16 protein-coding genes are annotated in these 15,990 nt (G+C 69.2%); 9 read left to right on the forward strand and 7 right to left on the reverse strand.

The window, feature by feature from the left end:
• The first annotated feature begins 270 nt into the window (after nt 1-270).
• Both AC1DJ5_RS09955 and AC1DJ5_RS09960 read left to right on the forward strand, forming a co-directional pair.
• A complete protein-coding gene (locus AC1DJ5_RS09955) occupies nt 271-2,331 on the forward strand; it encodes an NAD(+) synthase (RefSeq protein WP_477020476.1) in 2,061 nt (686 codons plus the stop codon).
• Between the two features lie 79 nt (nt 2,332-2,410).
• Nucleotides 2,411-2,635 carry an alkylphosphonate utilization protein gene (locus AC1DJ5_RS09960; RefSeq protein ID WP_207824154.1) on the forward strand — a complete coding sequence of 75 codons (225 nt, stop codon included), beginning with the start codon at nt 2,411-2,413 and terminating at the stop codon, nt 2,633-2,635.
• A 145-nt stretch (nt 2,636-2,780) separates the two neighbouring features.
• On the opposite strand, the gene AC1DJ5_RS09965 is transcribed toward AC1DJ5_RS09960, so the two are convergent.
• From AC1DJ5_RS09965 to AC1DJ5_RS09975, 3 genes are all read right to left on the reverse strand, one after another.
• The gene (locus AC1DJ5_RS09965) at nt 2,781-3,656 is read right to left on the reverse strand and encodes an alpha/beta fold hydrolase (protein ID WP_477020477.1); all 876 of its coding nucleotides are present in this window, start codon (nt 3,654-3,656) and stop codon (nt 2,781-2,783) included.
• A gap of 66 nt (nt 3,657-3,722) precedes the next feature.
• The gene (locus tag AC1DJ5_RS09970) at nt 3,723-4,232 is read right to left on the reverse strand and encodes a D-glycero-alpha-D-manno-heptose-1,7-bisphosphate 7-phosphatase (protein WP_477020478.1); all 510 of its coding nucleotides are present in this window, start codon (nt 4,230-4,232) and stop codon (nt 3,723-3,725) included.
• Nucleotides 4,229-5,329: an AGE family epimerase/isomerase gene (locus AC1DJ5_RS09975; RefSeq protein ID WP_477020479.1), complete on the reverse strand. Its 1,101-nt coding sequence runs from the start codon at nt 5,327-5,329 to the stop codon at nt 4,229-4,231. Before AC1DJ5_RS09975 ends, AC1DJ5_RS09970 begins: the two co-directional genes overlap by 4 nt.
• 187 nt (nt 5,330-5,516) lie before the next feature.
• Here AC1DJ5_RS09975 and AC1DJ5_RS09980 point away from each other — a divergent pair, with 187 nt between their 5' ends.
• Nucleotides 5,517-6,677 (forward strand): DegT/DnrJ/EryC1/StrS family aminotransferase, encoded by a 1,161-nt coding sequence (locus AC1DJ5_RS09980; protein WP_477020480.1) that lies wholly within the window; start codon nt 5,517-5,519, stop codon nt 6,675-6,677.
• Nucleotides 6,678-6,682: 5 nt separating this feature from the next.
• Complete coding sequence (locus AC1DJ5_RS09985) at nt 6,683-7,612, forward strand: Gfo/Idh/MocA family oxidoreductase (RefSeq protein WP_441455124.1); 930 nt, start codon at nt 6,683-6,685, stop codon at nt 7,610-7,612.
• A gap of 111 nt (nt 7,613-7,723) precedes the next feature.
• Here AC1DJ5_RS09985 and AC1DJ5_RS09990 read toward each other — a convergent pair whose 3' ends face one another.
• The gene (locus tag AC1DJ5_RS09990) at nt 7,724-8,191 is read right to left on the reverse strand and encodes a MaoC family dehydratase (RefSeq protein WP_477020481.1); all 468 of its coding nucleotides are present in this window, start codon (nt 8,189-8,191) and stop codon (nt 7,724-7,726) included.
• 190 nt (nt 8,192-8,381) lie between these two features.
• Nucleotides 8,382-9,356 carry a threonine ammonia-lyase gene (locus AC1DJ5_RS09995; protein ID WP_477020482.1) on the reverse strand — a complete coding sequence of 325 codons (975 nt, stop codon included), beginning with the start codon at nt 9,354-9,356 and terminating at the stop codon, nt 8,382-8,384.
• A gap of 44 nt (nt 9,357-9,400) precedes the next feature.
• Here AC1DJ5_RS09995 and glpK point away from each other — a divergent pair, with 44 nt between their 5' ends.
• The 4 genes from glpK (at nt 9,401) to AC1DJ5_RS10015 (ending at nt 13,548) form a co-directional block, all read left to right on the forward strand.
• On the forward strand, nt 9,401-10,918 hold the full coding sequence (gene glpK / locus AC1DJ5_RS10000; RefSeq protein WP_477020483.1) for a glycerol kinase GlpK: 1,518 nt from the start codon (nt 9,401-9,403) through the stop codon (nt 10,916-10,918).
• Nucleotides 10,915-11,988, forward strand: coding sequence for a phosphotransferase family protein (locus AC1DJ5_RS10005; protein WP_477020484.1), 1,074 nt, complete (start codon nt 10,915-10,917; stop codon nt 11,986-11,988). Before glpK ends, AC1DJ5_RS10005 begins: the two co-directional genes overlap by 4 nt.
• Before the next feature lie 269 nt (nt 11,989-12,257).
• Complete coding sequence (locus AC1DJ5_RS10010) at nt 12,258-12,731, forward strand: Rrf2 family transcriptional regulator (RefSeq protein WP_477020485.1); 474 nt, start codon at nt 12,258-12,260, stop codon at nt 12,729-12,731.
• A gap of 10 nt (nt 12,732-12,741) precedes the next feature.
• Entirely contained in the window at nt 12,742-13,548 is an 807-nt protein-coding gene (locus tag AC1DJ5_RS10015) for an SDR family NAD(P)-dependent oxidoreductase (protein WP_441455117.1), read from the forward strand.
• Between the two features lie 128 nt (nt 13,549-13,676).
• Here AC1DJ5_RS10015 and AC1DJ5_RS10020 read toward each other — a convergent pair whose 3' ends face one another.
• On the reverse strand, nt 13,677-14,375 hold the full coding sequence (locus AC1DJ5_RS10020; RefSeq protein WP_441455116.1) for a MarC family protein: 699 nt from the start codon (nt 14,373-14,375) through the stop codon (nt 13,677-13,679).
• 99 nt (nt 14,376-14,474) lie between these two features.
• Here AC1DJ5_RS10020 and pyrF point away from each other — a divergent pair, with 99 nt between their 5' ends.
• On the forward strand, nt 14,475-15,197 hold the full coding sequence (gene pyrF, locus AC1DJ5_RS10025; RefSeq protein WP_477020486.1) for an orotidine-5'-phosphate decarboxylase: 723 nt from the start codon (nt 14,475-14,477) through the stop codon (nt 15,195-15,197).
• Nucleotides 15,198-15,303: 106 nt separating this feature from the next.
• Here the strand turns inward: pyrF and AC1DJ5_RS10030 are convergent, their stop codons facing one another.
• Nucleotides 15,304-15,918, reverse strand: coding sequence for a hypothetical protein (locus AC1DJ5_RS10030; RefSeq protein ID WP_477020487.1), 615 nt, complete (start codon nt 15,916-15,918; stop codon nt 15,304-15,306).
• Nucleotides 15,919-15,990 lie beyond the last annotated feature (72 nt).

The raw sequence follows: 15,990 nt of genomic DNA on the forward strand, positions 1-15,990 counted from the left end.
GCGGACGCGGCGCCTGGGCGCTTTGGCTTCAAGACGTGAACCTATATGGATTGCGGAACTTGGGTTGAGAGCGCTTCGCCGCTTTCTTTCCTGCGTCATTCTCGGGCTTGTCCCGAGAATCCATAAACGCTGCGCTGGTCGGTCGGGCTCGGCGTCTGAATGGGTCGGCGTCGCGTTTATGGATCCCCGGCACAAGGCCGGGGATGACGAGGGGAGGAAAGCGTGGAGGTCTGAAACCTCAACAGCGCGGCCGGCAGGAGCAGAAAATAGATGGCGAAGTCCGAGACGCATACCTTCCACGCCCCGCGCCGCCACGGCTTTGTGCGCGTCGCCGCCGCGACCCCGGTGGTTCATGTCGCCGACCCGGCCGCCAACGCCGAGGAGCACGCGCGGCTGATCCGTCAGGCGGGCGAGGCGGGCGTGGACCTGCTGGTCTTCCCCGAACTGTCGCTGAGCGCCTACGCCATCGACGACCTGCTGATGCAGGCGGCCCTGCTGGAGGAGGTCGAGCACCGCATCGCCGAACTGGCCGAGGTCGCGGATCAGGCGGGGGTGATCGCCGTGGTCGGCGCGCCGATCCGCAACGGCGACGCCCTGTTCAACTGCGCCGTGGTTCTTGGCGGCAGTGGGGGCGGCGGCGAGGTGCTGGGCGTGGTGCCCAAGACCTACCTGCCCAACTACCGCGAATATTACGAGAAGCGCTGGTTCGCGCCGGCCGCCAGCCGGTCCGAGGATTCGGTCGTCCTCAACGGCGAGAGCGTCGATTTCGCGCCGGGTCTGATCTTCGAAGCGACCAACCGGCCGGGCTTCGTCTTCGCGGTCGAGATCTGCGAGGACTTCTGGGCGCCGCAGCCGCCCTCGACGCGGGCGGCCCTGGCCGGGGCGCGCATCCTCTGCAACCTGTCGGCTTCCAACATCGTCATCGGCAAGGCCGACGAGCGGGCCCTGCTGTGCGCCAGCCAGTCGGCCCGCACCCTGTCGGCCTATGTCTTCGCCGCCTCGGGCTGGGGCGAAAGCACGACCGACCTGGCCTGGGACGGTCAGGCGACGATCCACGAACTGGGCGCCCGACTGGCCGAGGGCGAGCGGTTCGCGCTGGAATCGCATCTGACGGTGGCCGACGTGGACGTCGAGCGGATCGGTCTGGACCGGCTGCGCAACGGCACCTTCGCCGACTGCGCCCGTCTGGAAGGCGAGGCGGCGACGGTGGTGCCGTTCGAGGCTGGCGACGGCCCGACCGGGCGTCTGCTGCGCCCGCTGGACCGCTTCCCCTTCGTGCCGGACGATCCGGCGCGTCTGGATCAGGACTGCTTCGAGGCCTTCAATATTCAGGTTCAGGGCCTGATGCGGCGGATGACGGCGACGGGGTCGAAGACCCTGGTGATCGGCGTCTCTGGCGGGCTGGATTCGACCCAGGCGCTGCTGGTGGCCTGTCGGGCCTTTGACCGGCTGAAGCTGCCGCGCACCGGGATTCTCGGCTTCACCCTGCCGGGCTTCGCCACGTCGGAAGGCACCAAGTCCAACGCCTGGGCGCTGATGACGGCCCTGGGCGTCACGGGCGCCGAGATCGACATTCGCCCCGCCGCCGAACAGATGCTGCGCGACATCGGTCACGCCTTCGCCGACGGACAGCCGGTTCACGACATCACCTTCGAGAATGTTCAGGCGGGTCTGCGCACCGACTATCTGTTCCGACTGGCCAATCAGAACCATGGCTTCGTGCTCGGCACCGGCGACCTGTCGGAACTGGCCCTGGGCTGGTGCACCTATGGCGTCGGCGACCACATGAGCCATTACAACGTCAACGGCGGGGTGGCGAAGACCCTGATCCAGCACCTCATCCGCTGGGTCGCCGACGGCGAACTGATCGGGGCCGAAGCCGCGCCCATCCTGCACGCCATCCTGGCCACCGAGATCTCGCCCGAGCTGGTGCCGGCAGGCGCCGACGGGGCGATCCAGTCGACCCAGAGCATCGTCGGCCCCTATGCGCTGAACGACTTCTTCCTGTTCTACATCAGCCGCTTCGGCTTGAAGCCGTCGAAGGTCGCCTTCCTCGCCCATCAGGCCTGGGGCGACGCGGCGACGGGCAGTTGGCCGTCGGGTCTGCCGGAGGCGGAGCGGGTCGCCTACGATCTGGCCACCATCAAGGCGTGGCTGCGCAAGTTCCTGATCCGCTTCTTCCAGACCAGTCAGTTCAAGCGCTCGGCCGTGCCGAACGGGCCCAAGGTGGTGACGGGCGGCTCGCTGTCGCCGCGCGGCGACTGGCGGGCGCCCTCGGACAGCAGCGCGCGCGTCTGGCTGGACGAACTCGACAACAATGTTCCCGATTGAGTAGGACCGTCACCTTATTAGACGTCGGCGTGTCCGGCGGTCCCGGCTCTCCGGCCGGGATGACGAGGAAGAGACGACCATGACCGACGACGTGACCAAGGACTCCAACGGCAACATCCTGGCCGACGGCGACAGCGTGACCCTGATCAAGGACCTGAAGGTCAAGGGTTCGGGCGGGGTGACGCTGAAGCGCGGCACGATGGTCAAGAACATCCGCCTGACCGGCGACCCCGACGAGATCGAGGCCAATGTCGAGAAGGTGCGCGGCCTGGTGCTGCGCACGGAGTTCGTCAAGAAGGCCTGATTGGGCCAGCTTCCTAGCCGTCACCCCGGAAGCCCGCAGGGCTGTCCGGGGCCCAGACGGTTGAGATCATCTCAAGACGACCAGAAATTGCCCAACCGTCTGGATTCCGGGTTCGGCTGCGCCGCCCCGGAATGACGGAAGAGGTTCAGGCCGCGTCGCTCAGGAAGTTCAGGATGCCGGCGCGCGCCTCGGGCTCGTCCAGCATGGGGGCGTGGCCGATCCCGGGAACCTCGACATAGGCCATGTCCGGCGCCGCCTCGCGCATCCGGCCGGCGATTTCGGCGCTGAGCAGGTCCGAAGTTCCGCCGCGCACCAGCAGGCTGGGCCGACTGCCCGCGAGAGCCGTGAAGGCCGGCCACAGGTCGGGGATCAGGGCCGAGGCCCCCGCCGCCCGGATCGGGACCGAGATGTCGGGGTCGTAGTTCAGCACCGGTTTCCCGTCTTCGCCCTCACGGAAGATGCGGCGGGCGAAGGCGTCCCAGTCAGCGTCGCCGTAGTGAGGGAAGGCGACGGCGTTGATGTCGCGGGCGTAGGCGGCGGCGTCCGACCAACTGCGGATCTCGATCTTGCGGCCGGTGTATTCGGCGATGCGGGCCAGGCCTTCGGGCGCCACCTCGGGGCCGATGTCGTTGAGAACGGCGGCGGCGACGGCCTGGGGCTTGATGGCGGTCAGGGCCATGGTGATCAGCCCGCCCATGGAGGTGCCGAGGAAGACGGCCTTCTCGATCCCGGCCTGCGCCATCAGGGCCACGACGTCCTTGGCATAGACGTCGGGCGTATAGGTCATGGGGTCGGGCGCGCGGTCCGACAGTCCGCGTCCGCGCACGTCCACCGCCAGCACGCGGCGTCCGCTCTGGGCGATCAGGGCGGCGATGACCTCGAAGTCGGCGCTGTTGCGGGTCAGGCCGTGGATGGCGATGACCGGCAGCCTGGCCGGGCCGTCGGCGGGAGCGTAGTCCCGCGCATACAGGGTCAGCCCCTCGGGCGAGGTCCAGCGGCGTTCGGCGTATCCAGCGGTCATCAGGCGTTTCTCCGGCTGTGTGTCCAGCGTGGCGGGCAGAGTAATTCACCAGATGAAGAATTGCGATCAGGTCGAGAGGATGGCCGCCACGAATTGATCGAGGTCGCCGCCTTCGGGGAAGGGATAGCCGGTCACGCCCGCGCGCCGCGCCGCCTCCATGTCCGAGGGCTGGTCGCCGATCATCAGCGAGCGGGCTGGGTCGAGGTCGTGCTCGGCGATGGCCCGGAGCAGCATGCCCGGATTGGGCTTGCGGTCGGGGTGATCGGGATGACGATAGCGTTCGTCCACCGCCTCGGCGTGATGGGGGGCGGCGTAGACCGCGTCGATGCGGGCGCCGGCCTCGGCCAGCCGCGCGACCAGCAGGCGGTTGAAGCCGTGCATGGTCTCCTCGCTGAACAGACCGCGCGCCACGCCCGACTGGTTGGTGACGATGACGACGACATAGCCGGCGTCGTTCAGCCGCTTCACCGCCTCGGCGGCGCCGGGGATCAGGACCAGCTGGTCGGGCCGGTGCGGATAGCCGCAGTCGACGATCAGCACGCCGTCGCGGTCGAGGAAGGCGGCGGGCCGGCTCATGCGGGCTCCGTCAGCAGGGCCGAGAAGGCGGTCATCAGATGATAGAGGGTCGAGGCGGGGACCGAGGCGTCCTGCGGGCGGCCTTCGGCGTCGTAGCTGTCGGTCCACAAGCCGGGGGTCGCCGTCGCCAGATGGGTGGCGAACAGGGTTTTGGTCAGGGCCAAAGCGCCTTCGGTTCGGCCGCGCAGCAGGAGGGTGCGGATGGCCTCGGTCTGGCCCCACAGGCGGCAGCCGCCGTCGCGGACGGCGCCGATGCGGTCGATTTCGCGGATCATCATGCCCCGGGCGCCGACGCCGTTGGTCAGGGCCGAGGCGAAGAGGGCCTGGGCCTGTCGCTCATGACCGTCGAGGCCGAGGCGGCGGGCCTGATCCAGCAGCCAGATCCACTCCATGTGATGGCCCGGCTCGATCACCTGCCCGGCGCCGCCGAGGGCGATGGCCCAGTCGGCGGCGAAGTATTCGCCCAGCACGGCGGCGCTCGGGTCGAAGAAGCGGGTCGCGAACAGGTCCAGCACGCGCCGCGCCGCCGCCTCGAAGGCCGGACGGCGCGCGACTGCCTGCCAGGCCAGCAGGGCCTCCAGCATGTGCATGTGCGGGTTCTGGCGGCGCGGCAGGACGGGGGGCAGGGCTTCCTGCCAACCGCCGTGGATCGGGTCGGCCATCTGCGCCTCGATGGCGGCCAGGGTGGACAGGGCCAGGGGCAGGGCGCGCTCGTCCTTCAACACCCGGTGCGCGGCGGCCAGGGCGAACAGGACGAAGGCCAGGTCGTAGAGGTCGGGCGTGGGGTCGATCACCGCGCCGGCGTCGTCGACACCGCGCACCCACAGGCCGTCCTCGCGGCGGTGGTCCCGGATCAAGGCGTCCAGTCCACGTCGGGCGACCATTTCCCCTTCGGTCCAGCCGAGCGACGCGGCTTCGGCGAAGACATAGACCTGTCGCGCCTGGACCCGCGTGCGGCGGGGCAGGCCGGTGATCGGGCGACCGTCGAAATCCAGCTTCTCGAAGAAGCGGCCCTCGGCGTCGATCCCGGCCTCGGCCCACAGCGGCAGGGCCCGGCGGAACAGCCAGTCGCGGACTCGGTTTTGTGTGCTCGACAACGTCATCTTCTGTCGGGCTTAGGCAGGGTCGCGGGCTTTGCCAAGCGCGGGTTTCGTTGCAACCGGCAACGCGAAGTGACCCTCGTGGGTTTGGTGCTGGGCGGCGGCTTTGATAGGAGGCCGCAACGACATAACCTCCTCCCTGTCCGCGCGCCCGGTCGCGCAGGGCGCCACCGAGAGAGCCTTCATGACCATTCCCTTCATCGACCTTCAGGCCCAGCGCCTTCGTCTCGGCGGCAAGATCGAGGCCGCCGTTCAGGCGGCCGTCGTCGGCGGCGCCTGGGTCATGGGTCCGCAGGTGCGTCAGTTCGAGGCCGACTTGGCCGCCTTTGGCGCCGCCAAGCACGCCCTCGGTTGCGCCAACGGCACCGACGCCCTGGCCCTGCCGCTGATGGCCTGGGGCGTGGGACGCGGCGACGCGGTCTTCGTCCCCAGCTTCACCTTCGCCGCCACCGCCGAGGTGGTGCCCTGGTTCGACGCCGAGCCGGTCTTCATCGACGTGGACGCCACCACCTACAACATGAGCCCGGCCCATCTGGAGGCGGCCGTCGAGGCGACGCTGAAGGAAGGCCGTCTGACGCCGCGCGTGGTCATCGCCGTCGACCTGTTCGGCCAGCCCGCCGACTATCCGGCGATCAAGGCCGTCTGCGACAAGTACGGCCTGAAGCTGATCGCGGACTCGGCCCAGGGCTTCGGCTGCACCATCGACGGCGAACATCCGCTGAAGTGGGCCGACATCACCACCACCAGCTTCTTCCCGGCCAAGCCGCTGGGCTGCTACGGCGACGGCGGGGCGGTGCTGACCAATGACGACGAACTGGCCCAACTGATCGATTCCCTGCGCGTGCACGGCAAGGCGGTGGCGGTCGACCTGAAGGACAAGACCTTCGACCACGACCCCAAATACCTGAACATGCGCGTCGGCCTGAACAGCCGTCTGGACACCATCCAGGCCGCCGTCCTGATCGAGAAGCTGAAGGTCTTCGGTCAGGAGATCGAGTGGCGCAACCGCATCGCCGCCCGCTACAACGAGGGTCTGCGTCCCCACGTGGCCGCCGTGCCGGACGTGCCGGCGGGCAATGTCTCCAACTGGGCGCAGTACACGATCGAGCACGAGGACCGCGACGGCCTGGCCGCGCACCTGAAGGCCGAGGGCATCCCCACGGCGGTCTATTATCCGATCCCGCTGCACCTCCAGCCCGCCTACGACATGTATCCGCGCGGACCGCAGGGCCTGCCGACGACCGAGCGTCTGATGGATCGGGTCATCAGCCTGCCGATGCACTCGGATCTGGACGAGGCGACCCAGGACCGCATCATCGCCGCCGTCGCCAGCTTCAAGGCCTGATCCCTATGACCCAGCAAGCTCCCCTCAAGGTCGGCGTCGCCGGCGCCGGCGTCATGGGCCGCAACCATGCCCGCGTCCTGTCGGAACTGCGCGGCGTCGAACTGACGACCGTGTTTGATCCCGATGCGGTGACGGCCGAAGGCGTGGCCGCCGCCTATGGCGCGACGGCCGTGACCACGGCGCAGGCCTTTGTCGCCGCCGGCCTCGACGCCGCCGTCATCGCCACGCCGAACCGCTATCACGCCGAACTGGGCGTGGCCCTGCTGAACGCGGGCGTCCATGTCCTGGTCGAAAAGCCCATCGCCGCCACCGTCGCCGACGCCCAGGCCATGATCGACGCCGCCAAGGCCAACAACCGGGTGCTGATGGTCGGCCATGTCGAGCGCTTCAATCCGGCGGTCGAGACGGTCAAGCGCGCCATCGAGGGCGACGAGATCATCTCCATCCAGATCACCCGCGTCGGCCCCTTCCCGCCGCGCATGGGCGAGGTCGGGGTGGTCATTGATCTGGCCGTGCACGACATCGACATCATCCGCCACCTGACCGGCTCCGAGATCGTCGAGGTCCAGCCGCAGCTGGTCCGCACCCGCGCCGAGCGCGAGGACACGGCCCTGCTGCAGTTCCGCACGGCCAACGACGTGATCGCCCACATCACCACCAACTGGGTCACGCCCTACAAGACCCGCACCCTGCAGGTGGCGACCAAGACCAAGTTCGTCGTGGCCGATCTGATCACGCGCCAGGTCACCGAGTATTTCGGTCAGCAGCCGGACGGCTCCTACTCCACCCGCATGCTTCACTCCTGGCCCGCCGAGCCGCTGAAGAAGGAGCATGAAGCCTTCATCCACGCCATCCGCACCGGCGAAACGGCGGCGGTGACCGGCGAGGACGGCCTGCGCAATCTGGAAGTGGCGCTGAGGTGCCTGGGCGAGTGATGCCATCTCACCGCTCACCCCGGCGGACGCCGGGGTCCAGTGAGAGCTGCGAGCTCGGCGCTTGAAGCCGAAGAACTGGATCCCGTCGTCCGCCGGGATGAGCGGGTGAAACTAGGCCTTCACCATCTGCATCGACAGCCATTCGGCGACCAGGGCAGGTTTGTCTCCGCCTTCGATCTCGACGGTCAGTTCGTGCTTGAGCAGCCAGCGGGTTGCGCCGCCTTCGGCGCCCTTGTTCTCGGCGGACAGCAGCCTGAAGCGCCCGCGCACCTTCGCGCCTGACGGCACGGGGGCGAGGAAGCGCAGTTTGTCGAAGCCGTAGTTGACGCCCATGACCACGCCGTCCAGCGGGGCGACCGCGTCATAGCTCATGGCGGCGGCGAGGCTGAGGGTCAGGAAGCCGTGGGCGATGGTTCCGCCGAAGGGCGTCGCCTTGGCCCGTTCCGGGTCGACGTGGATGAACTGCTCGTCTTCGGTGATCCGGGCGAAGGCGTCGATGCGCGCCTGGTCGATCGTGAACCAGCGGCTGACGCCGACCTCCTGGCCGATCAGGGATTGAAGCTCGGTCGGTTTCGTCATCGGGTCCCCTCCATTTTTCGCAGCCTTGCGCGGGTGAGGGGAGGAGGCAAGAGAACCCTTCATCGCCGTCATCCCCGGACAGCCTGTAAGGCTGATCCGGGACCCAGGCGGTCGAGCTTTCAGCGGTGAGGAAAGATCAGGCGTCTGGGTCCCGGGTTCCGCTGCGCGGCCCCGGGATGACGGCAGGAGGCTATGGCTTGAACCGTCCCTCGATGATCTCGGCGAACAGGCCCGGATCGACGTTGCCGCCGGACAGGACCACGCCGGTGGTCAGGCCCTTAGCCGCGACCTTGCCGGACAGCAGGGCAGCCAGCGACACCGCGCCGCCCGGCTCGATGACCAGTTTCAGCCAGCGGAAGGCGAAGCGCATGGCCTCGGCGACCTCGGCGTCGGTGACGGTCGCGGCGCCCGACAGACGCCGGTTGATCGGCCAGGTCAGTTCGCCGGGCATGGGGGACATCAGGGCGTCGCAGATGGAGGGCGCGCCTTGCGGATGGGCGACGCGCTCGCCGGCTTCCAGCGAGCGGCGGGTGTCGTCGAAGGCCTCGGGTTCGACGACGATGACGCGGGTCTCGGGGCTCTGTTCGGCCATGACCAGATTGATCCCGGCGATCAGGCCGCCGCCCGAGGCGCCGCACAGCAGTTGGTCCATCTCGATGCCCGCCTGCTCCAGCATCTCCAGACCGACCGTGCCCTGGCCCTCGATGACAAAGGGGTCGTCGAAGGGCGGAACCAGGACGGCGCCGCGCTCGGCGGCGATCTGGGCGCCGATGGCCTCGCGGCTCTCGGTCCAGCGGTCATAGGTCCGCACCTCGCCGCCGAAGGCGCGCACGCCCTCGACCTTCACCGCCGGGCTGTCGGACGGCATGACGATCAGGGCGCGGGTCCCGACCGCCTGCGCCGCCGCCGCCACCCCTTGCGCGTGGTTGCCCGAGGAATAGGCCACGACGCCGCGCGTCTTCTCTTCATCGGTCAGGCGGCTGATGCGGTTGTAGGCCCCGCGAAACTTGAAGGCGCCCGCGACCTGCAGCGTCTCGGCCTTCAGCAGAACACGCCCGCCGACGGCTTCGTTCAGGGCCGGATGCTCGATCAGCGGCGTGCGGACGGCGGCGGGGGCGATCTGGCGGGCGGCGTCGACGACGCCTTCGAAGCTGGGCGTATGCATGGTTCCCTCTTACGCGCGGACGCAGGCTCTGCATAACTCCCATCATGCACGCCAACATGATCCTCGCCATCGACCAGGGCACGACCTCGACGCGGGCCATTGCGTTTGAAGTTTCGCCTCAAGGGGCCTTCTCCGCCGTCGCCGTCAGCCAGATCGAGCTGGCCCAGCATTTCCCGCAGTCGGGCTGGGTGGAACATGACGCGGCCGAGATCTGGCGCGCGACGCTGCAGACCTGTCGCGAGGTGGTGAGGAAGGCCGGGGGCGTCGGCCGCTTCGCCGCCGTCGGCATCACCAACCAGCGCGAGACCTCGGTGCTCTGGGACGCCGCGACCGGAGAGCCGCTGCACCGGGCCATCGTCTGGCAGGACCGGCGCACTTCGGACGTGACTACGCGGCTGGCGGCCGAGGGGCATGAGGCGGCGGTTCAGGCGGCGACCGGCCTGATCCTCGACCCCTATTTCTCGGCCTCGAAATACGCCTGGCTGCTGGGCGAAGTGCCGGGGGCGCGGGAGCGGGCGGCGCAGGGCGAGGTCAAACTCGGGACTATCGACGCCTGGCTGATCTGGAAGCTGACGGGAGGGGGCAGCCATGTCACCGACGCCACCAACGCCAGCCGCACCAGCCTGATGGACCTGTCGACGCTGCAATGGCGCGAGGACCTTTGCGACCTGTTCAACGTGCCGATGGAGGCCCTGCCGGAAATTCGGGGCTGCGCTGATCATTTGGGCGACTGCGACGCCAGCCTGTTCGGGCGGGCTCTGCCGATCCACGGCGCGGCGGGGGACCAGCAGGCGGCTCTGGTCGGGCATGGGGCGCTGAAGGCGGGCGACGCCAAGATCACCTACGGCACCGGGGCCTTTCTGGTCGCCAACGTCGGGGACGAACCGGTGGTCTCGACGTCGCGGCTGCTGGGGACGCTGGGCTACGCTGCTGACGGTCAGCTCGCCTATGCGCTGGAAGGGTCGATCTTCTCGGCCGGGTCGGCGATCCAGTGGCTGCGCGACGGGCTGAAGGTGATCTCGGACTCGCGCCAGTCCGAGGCCATGGCCCAGACGCTGAAGGACAACGGCGGGGTCTATCTGGTCCCCGGCTTCACCGGGCTGGGCGCGCCCTGGTGGAAGCCCGACGCGCGCGGCACGGTCATCGGCCTGACCCGCGACAGCGGCCCGGCTCACTTCGTCCGCGCGGCGCTGGAGAGCCTGGCCTATCAGACCCGCGACCTGCTGGATGCCTTGAAGAAGGACGGGGCACCGTCGCTGACGCGGCTCAAGGTCGACGGGGGCGTCACCGCCAACGCCTTCGCCATGCAGTTCGTCGCCGACATCTGCGAGGTCGAGGTCGAGCGCCCCGCCTTCCAGGAGATGACGGCCATGGGCGCGGCAAGGCTGGCGGCCTTCGGCGTCGGGCTGACGTCGGCGCTGTGGACCGCCCCCGCCGAGGCCCCCGCCGTCTGGCGCCCGCGCATGGGCGAGGCGGAAAGGGCGCGGCTGCTCAAGGGCTGGCGCGGGGCGGTCAGGGCCGCCATCATCGCGGCCGCGCCGGATGCGGGAGAAAGCGTATGAGCGAGACCCTGGACGCCCAGTCGGCTTTCTCCGGCACGCGCGAAGTGGACGAACGCTATCGCCTGGACGCGGCGGCGCTGGATCAGTGGTTGGCGGCGAACGTCGCGGGCTACGCCGGGCCGCTGACCATCCGCCAGTTCAAGGGCGGGCAGTCCAACCCCACCTATGAACTGACCACGCCGGGCCGGACCTATGTGCTGCGCCGCAAGCCGCCGGGCGTCCTGCTGGCCAGCGCCCATGCGGTGGACCGCGAATTCACCGTCATCTCGGCCCTGCACGCGCAAGGGTTCCCGGTGGCGCGGCCCTATGCTCTGTGTACGGACGAAGGCGTTATCGGCTCGATCTTCTATGTCATGGACAAGGTCGAGGGCCGGGTCTTCTGGGACCTGAAGCTGCCGGGACTGCAGCCGGTCGAGCGCCGCGCCATCTATGAGGCCCAGACGGATACCCTGGCGGCGCTGCACGCCTTCGATCCCGCGGCCATCGGCCTGTCCGACTACGGCAAGCCGGGCAACTATTTCGCACGGCAAGTGGGTCGTTGGACCAAGCAGTATCGGGCCTCGGAGATCGAGCCCATCCCGGCCATGGACCGGTTGATCGCCTTTCTGCCCGACAGCCTGCCGGTCGAGGGACCGACGCGGATCGTTCACGGCGACTTCCGCCTCGACAATCTGATCCTCGATCCGGTCGAGGCCAGGGTGAGGGCGGTGCTGGACTGGGAGCTGTCGACTCTGGGCGATCCCATGGCCGACTTCTCCTACCTGCTGATCGCCTGGGTCATTCCGGCCAGTCTGAGGAACGGATTGGCGGGGGCGGACCTGAAAGCCCTGGGCATTCCCTCGGTCGAGGAGACGGTCGAACGCTACGCCGAAAAGACGGGGACGGCTGCGCCGCAGAACCTCGATTGGCTGTTCGCCTACAACCTGTTCCGGCTGGCGGCCATCTGTCAGGGCATCGCCGGGCGGGTGCGCGACGGCACCGCCGCCAGCGTCCACGCCAGGACCATGGCGGCCCAGGTCGGGCCCCTGTCGGACGCGGCCTGGGGCTTCGCCAGGAAGGCCGGCGCCTGAAGCGGCTCCGGCAAACCTTGGACGTCATTCTCGGGCTTGTCCCGAGAATCCAGACACACGACGCTTGATCTCGCGATCGCGACAGGGGGCTGACGCTGAGTATCTGGATCCCCGGCACAAGGCCGGGGATGACGATCGGAGGGGGAAGGCGGAGGCCTCGACCCGATCTCGGAGTCCCGCTGCGCCCAAAAAGAAACAGTTTTTGTTGCGGATGGATTTGTGAAACGGCGGCGGAAGCCCTACCTTCCGGTCTGGAGTACAAAACCGAGATGTCTGACAGCCAAAGATTCCCCGTCGCCGCCCACGCCCTGGCCTATCTGGCCTACAAGGGCGCCTATTCGGCTGCCGACGCGGCGCCCAGCGCCGTGCTCGCGGCTTCGGTGCCGACCAATCCGGTGGTCATCCGCCGGGTGACGGCCCTGCTGGCCAAGGCGGGACTGATCGCCACGCGGCCCGGCGCCTCGGGCGGATCCTGGCTGCTGCGTCGCCCGGAAGACATCTGCATGGCCGAGGTGCTGAAGGCTGTGAACGGCTGCGCCCATCTGGGTTCGCCGCCGGCCGGGGCCAAGGGCTGTCCGGTGGGGGAGCATATCCCGCGTCAGGTGGCCAAGGCCCTGACCGCCGCCGATCAGGCCGCGGGCGAAGCCCTGTCCAAGATCACCATCGCCGACCTGCTCGAAGCGGACCCCGCGTCGCTGCGCGATTTCGCGCCGCACGCCGCCTGTCCCGTCGCCGCCGCCTGACGCGCGCCGCTTGGGGGAGAAGCGCCGCACCATCCTGATCACGGGGGCCTCCGCCGGCATCGGCGCGGCGCTTGCCCGTATTTGTGCCGCGCGCGGGTACGACCTGATCCTGACCGCCCGGCGCGAGGGGCCGCTGACGGCTCTGGCCGAGGAACTGACGGCGAAGCACGGCGTCGTCGCCAGCCTTGTCACGGCGGATCTGGCCGAGCCGGGGGCGCCCGCGCGTCTGGTCGAGGCCATCAAGGCGCGCGGCCTGAGCGTCGACGGCCTGATCAACAACGCCGGCTTCAGCCGCACCACGGGCTTCCTTGACACCGATCCGGCCGACCACGCCGCCATGATCCGCGTCATGCTGACCGCGCCGGTCGAGCTGAGCCGTCTGTTGCTGCCTGGCATGGTGGCGCGCGGCTGGGGCCGGGTGCTGAACGTGGCCTCGCTGGCGGGACAGATGCCGGCGACCGGCGGCGACACCCTGTACGGGCCGATCAAGAGCTTCCTGATCAAGGCGTCGCAGGGGCTGTGGCTGGAGACGCAAGGGACGGGCGTCCATGTCACGGCGCTCTGCCCCGGCTACACCTATACCGAGTTCCACGACGTCAACGGCTCGCGCAAGCAGGTGTCGAGCGCCTATCCGAAATGGATGTGGATGGACGCCGAGCGCGTGGCCCGCGTCGGCTGGGACGCGGTGGAGGCTGACCGGCCCCGCGTCACCCCGGGGTTCGCCAACAATGTGCTGGCGGCGCTAGGCGGTCTGCTGCCCGACAGCCTGGCGCTGAAGATGGTCGGCGGCCACGCCAAACGGCTAAATCGGCTGTAGCCGCCGTCATCCCGGAAGCGGCGAAGCCGCTATCCGGGACCGCTGCAAGCACTGGCCGGGGAGTCTTGGGCGGTCCCGGCTCTTCGCCTCGCGAGCGAGGCTGCGGCCGGGATGACGGCCGAGGGAGGTTAGTGACCGCCGGCGGGGTAGGGCGCCGTCACCCCGAGGCTGAACATGCCGGGGATGGCCTCGCCCAGACCGGCGATGATGAACTGGATCGCCAGGGCGCACAGGATCAGGCCCAGCACCCGCACCACGATGGCCATGCCGACGTCGCCGAGGATGCGGCTGATCGGGCCGGTGGCGGCGAAGCAGAAGAAGGTGACGACGCAGGCGGCGGCCATGGCCGCCAGCGACGAGGCCGTGCCCGCCGCGCCGAGCTTCTGGGCCTCGCCGGCGTTGATGATGATGGCCGAGATGGCGCCCGGGCCGATCATCAGCGGAATGGCGAAGGGCACGATCATCCGTTTGAACCGGCGCTTGGCGTAGCCGCGCACGTCCTTGGCGTCGGTCACGGCGTCGGCGTCGGCGAAGATCTTGAGGAAGTCCTCGCGCGCCATGTCGAGGCCGAGCAGCAGCAGCAGAATGCCCCCGGCGATGCGGAAGGCGGCCAGCGAGATGCCGAAGAACTGCAGCAGGCCGAGACCGGTGAAGAAGAAGAAGCCGAGGAAGACGGCGGCGAAGCCGCAGATCATGGCCGAGACGCTGATGCGCTGCCGCAGCGAGGCCCCGGCGGTGGCCGCGGCGAAGATCGGCACGTTGCCGATGGGGTCCAGCAGGGCGAACAGCGCCACGAACAGGTTGACCCCCAGATCGACCGCGTTCATTGCTTCGCCCCGCCTTAAAACCCGCCGCGCGACCCCGCGACGCTTCGGCCCCACCTATCGGGGCATCCGCGCGCGCCTGCAACCCGCCGAGAGCCGGAAATGTCCGAAGACCGCCCCAACCGCCCGTTTGATCCCCGCGTCATCTGCGCTCTGGACGTGCCGACGACCGACGAGGCGCGGGCCCTGGTCGAACGGATCGGCGACGCGGTCGGCTTCTACAAGGTCGGGCTGCAGCTGTTCGCCTCGGACGGCATGGGGCTGGCGCGCGAGCTGAAGGCGGCGGGGCGTCAGGTCTTCCTGGACTGGAAGCTGCACGACATAGGCGCGACGGTGGAGAAGGCCACGGCGGTGCTGGCGGGCGCGGGCTGCGACCTGCTGACCGTCCACGCCCGGCCCCAGGTGATGGCGGCGGCGGCGCGCGGGGCGGCGGGCTCGGACCTGAAGATTCTGGGCGTCACCGTCCTGACCAGCCTGACCGAGGAGGATCTGGGGGCGGACGATCACAGCCTGTCGGCCGCCGATCTGGTGGAACTGCGGGTGCGTCAGGCGCTGGACGCGGGCATCCACGGCGTCGTCTCCAGCCCGCATGAGGCGGCCCGCGTGCGCGAGATCGCCCTGGCGGCGGGACGCGACGACTTCCTGATCGTGACGCCGGGCGTGCGGCCCACGGGGGCGGCCCTGGACGATCAGGCGCGGGCGGCGACCCCGGCCAGCGCTCTGCAATCCGGCGCGACCCATCTGGTCGTCGGCCGTCCGATCACGGCCTCGGCCGATCCGCGCGCGGCGGCCCAGGCGATCTCGGCAGAGATCGCGCTCATCTAGAGACGTCCGATCTCGGCAGAGATCGCGCTCATCTGAGCGCGCTCAACCCATTGATCCACGTGAAACAAAAGGGCGCCCCCTTCGCAGGGGCCGCCCTTTTCCTTGATCAGCCTCGCTCGCCCGGTTCCTGGGGGTGGGGGGTGTAGGGGCGCTCCGTCGGCGATCGGTGATGCGGCGGCGGGGGAGGCGCGTCGGGCATGGCGAAATAGCCCTGCTCGAAATGCACTTCCGGCGGGGCGACATGGACGCGCGGCGGTTCGACATAGACCGGGGTCGGCTGAATATAGATCGGCGGCGATTCCACATAGATGGGCGTCTGGGAGGCGTAGACCGGTTGCGGATATCGCCCCTGGCCGTAGCCGCCGCGCGACCACGGATAGCGGCCGTACCCGTCGACCGGATAGCCGAACGGCATGGAACGGGTGGCGCCGCTGTAGCCGCCGTGACGGATCGGCGCCTGCGCGGGGACGGCGACGACGGGCGGACGATAGCCGGCGCCGTCATATCCGTAGCCATAGGCCTCGGCCGGGCCGAAGCCGCCCTGCCAGCCGGTGTCGCTGTACCAGGTCTGGACCCGGCTCTCGGCCATGGGCCCGCGCTCGACATGGACTTGTCGCGCGTGGCCGGAGGCGGCGTTGTGGCGGACAGGGCGCTGCTGGGCCTCGGCGGTTCCGGCGGCGAGCAGGGCGGCGCCGACAGCGATATACAGAACAGCCCTCATGGCCACGCTCCTTGTTTCAGCCGCAAAGGTTAATGCGGTTTGGGCCGGAGCGTTCAATATTCTCTCGTTACG

The sequence above is a fragment of the Brevundimonas sp. 01N35 genome (assembly GCF_056399785.1).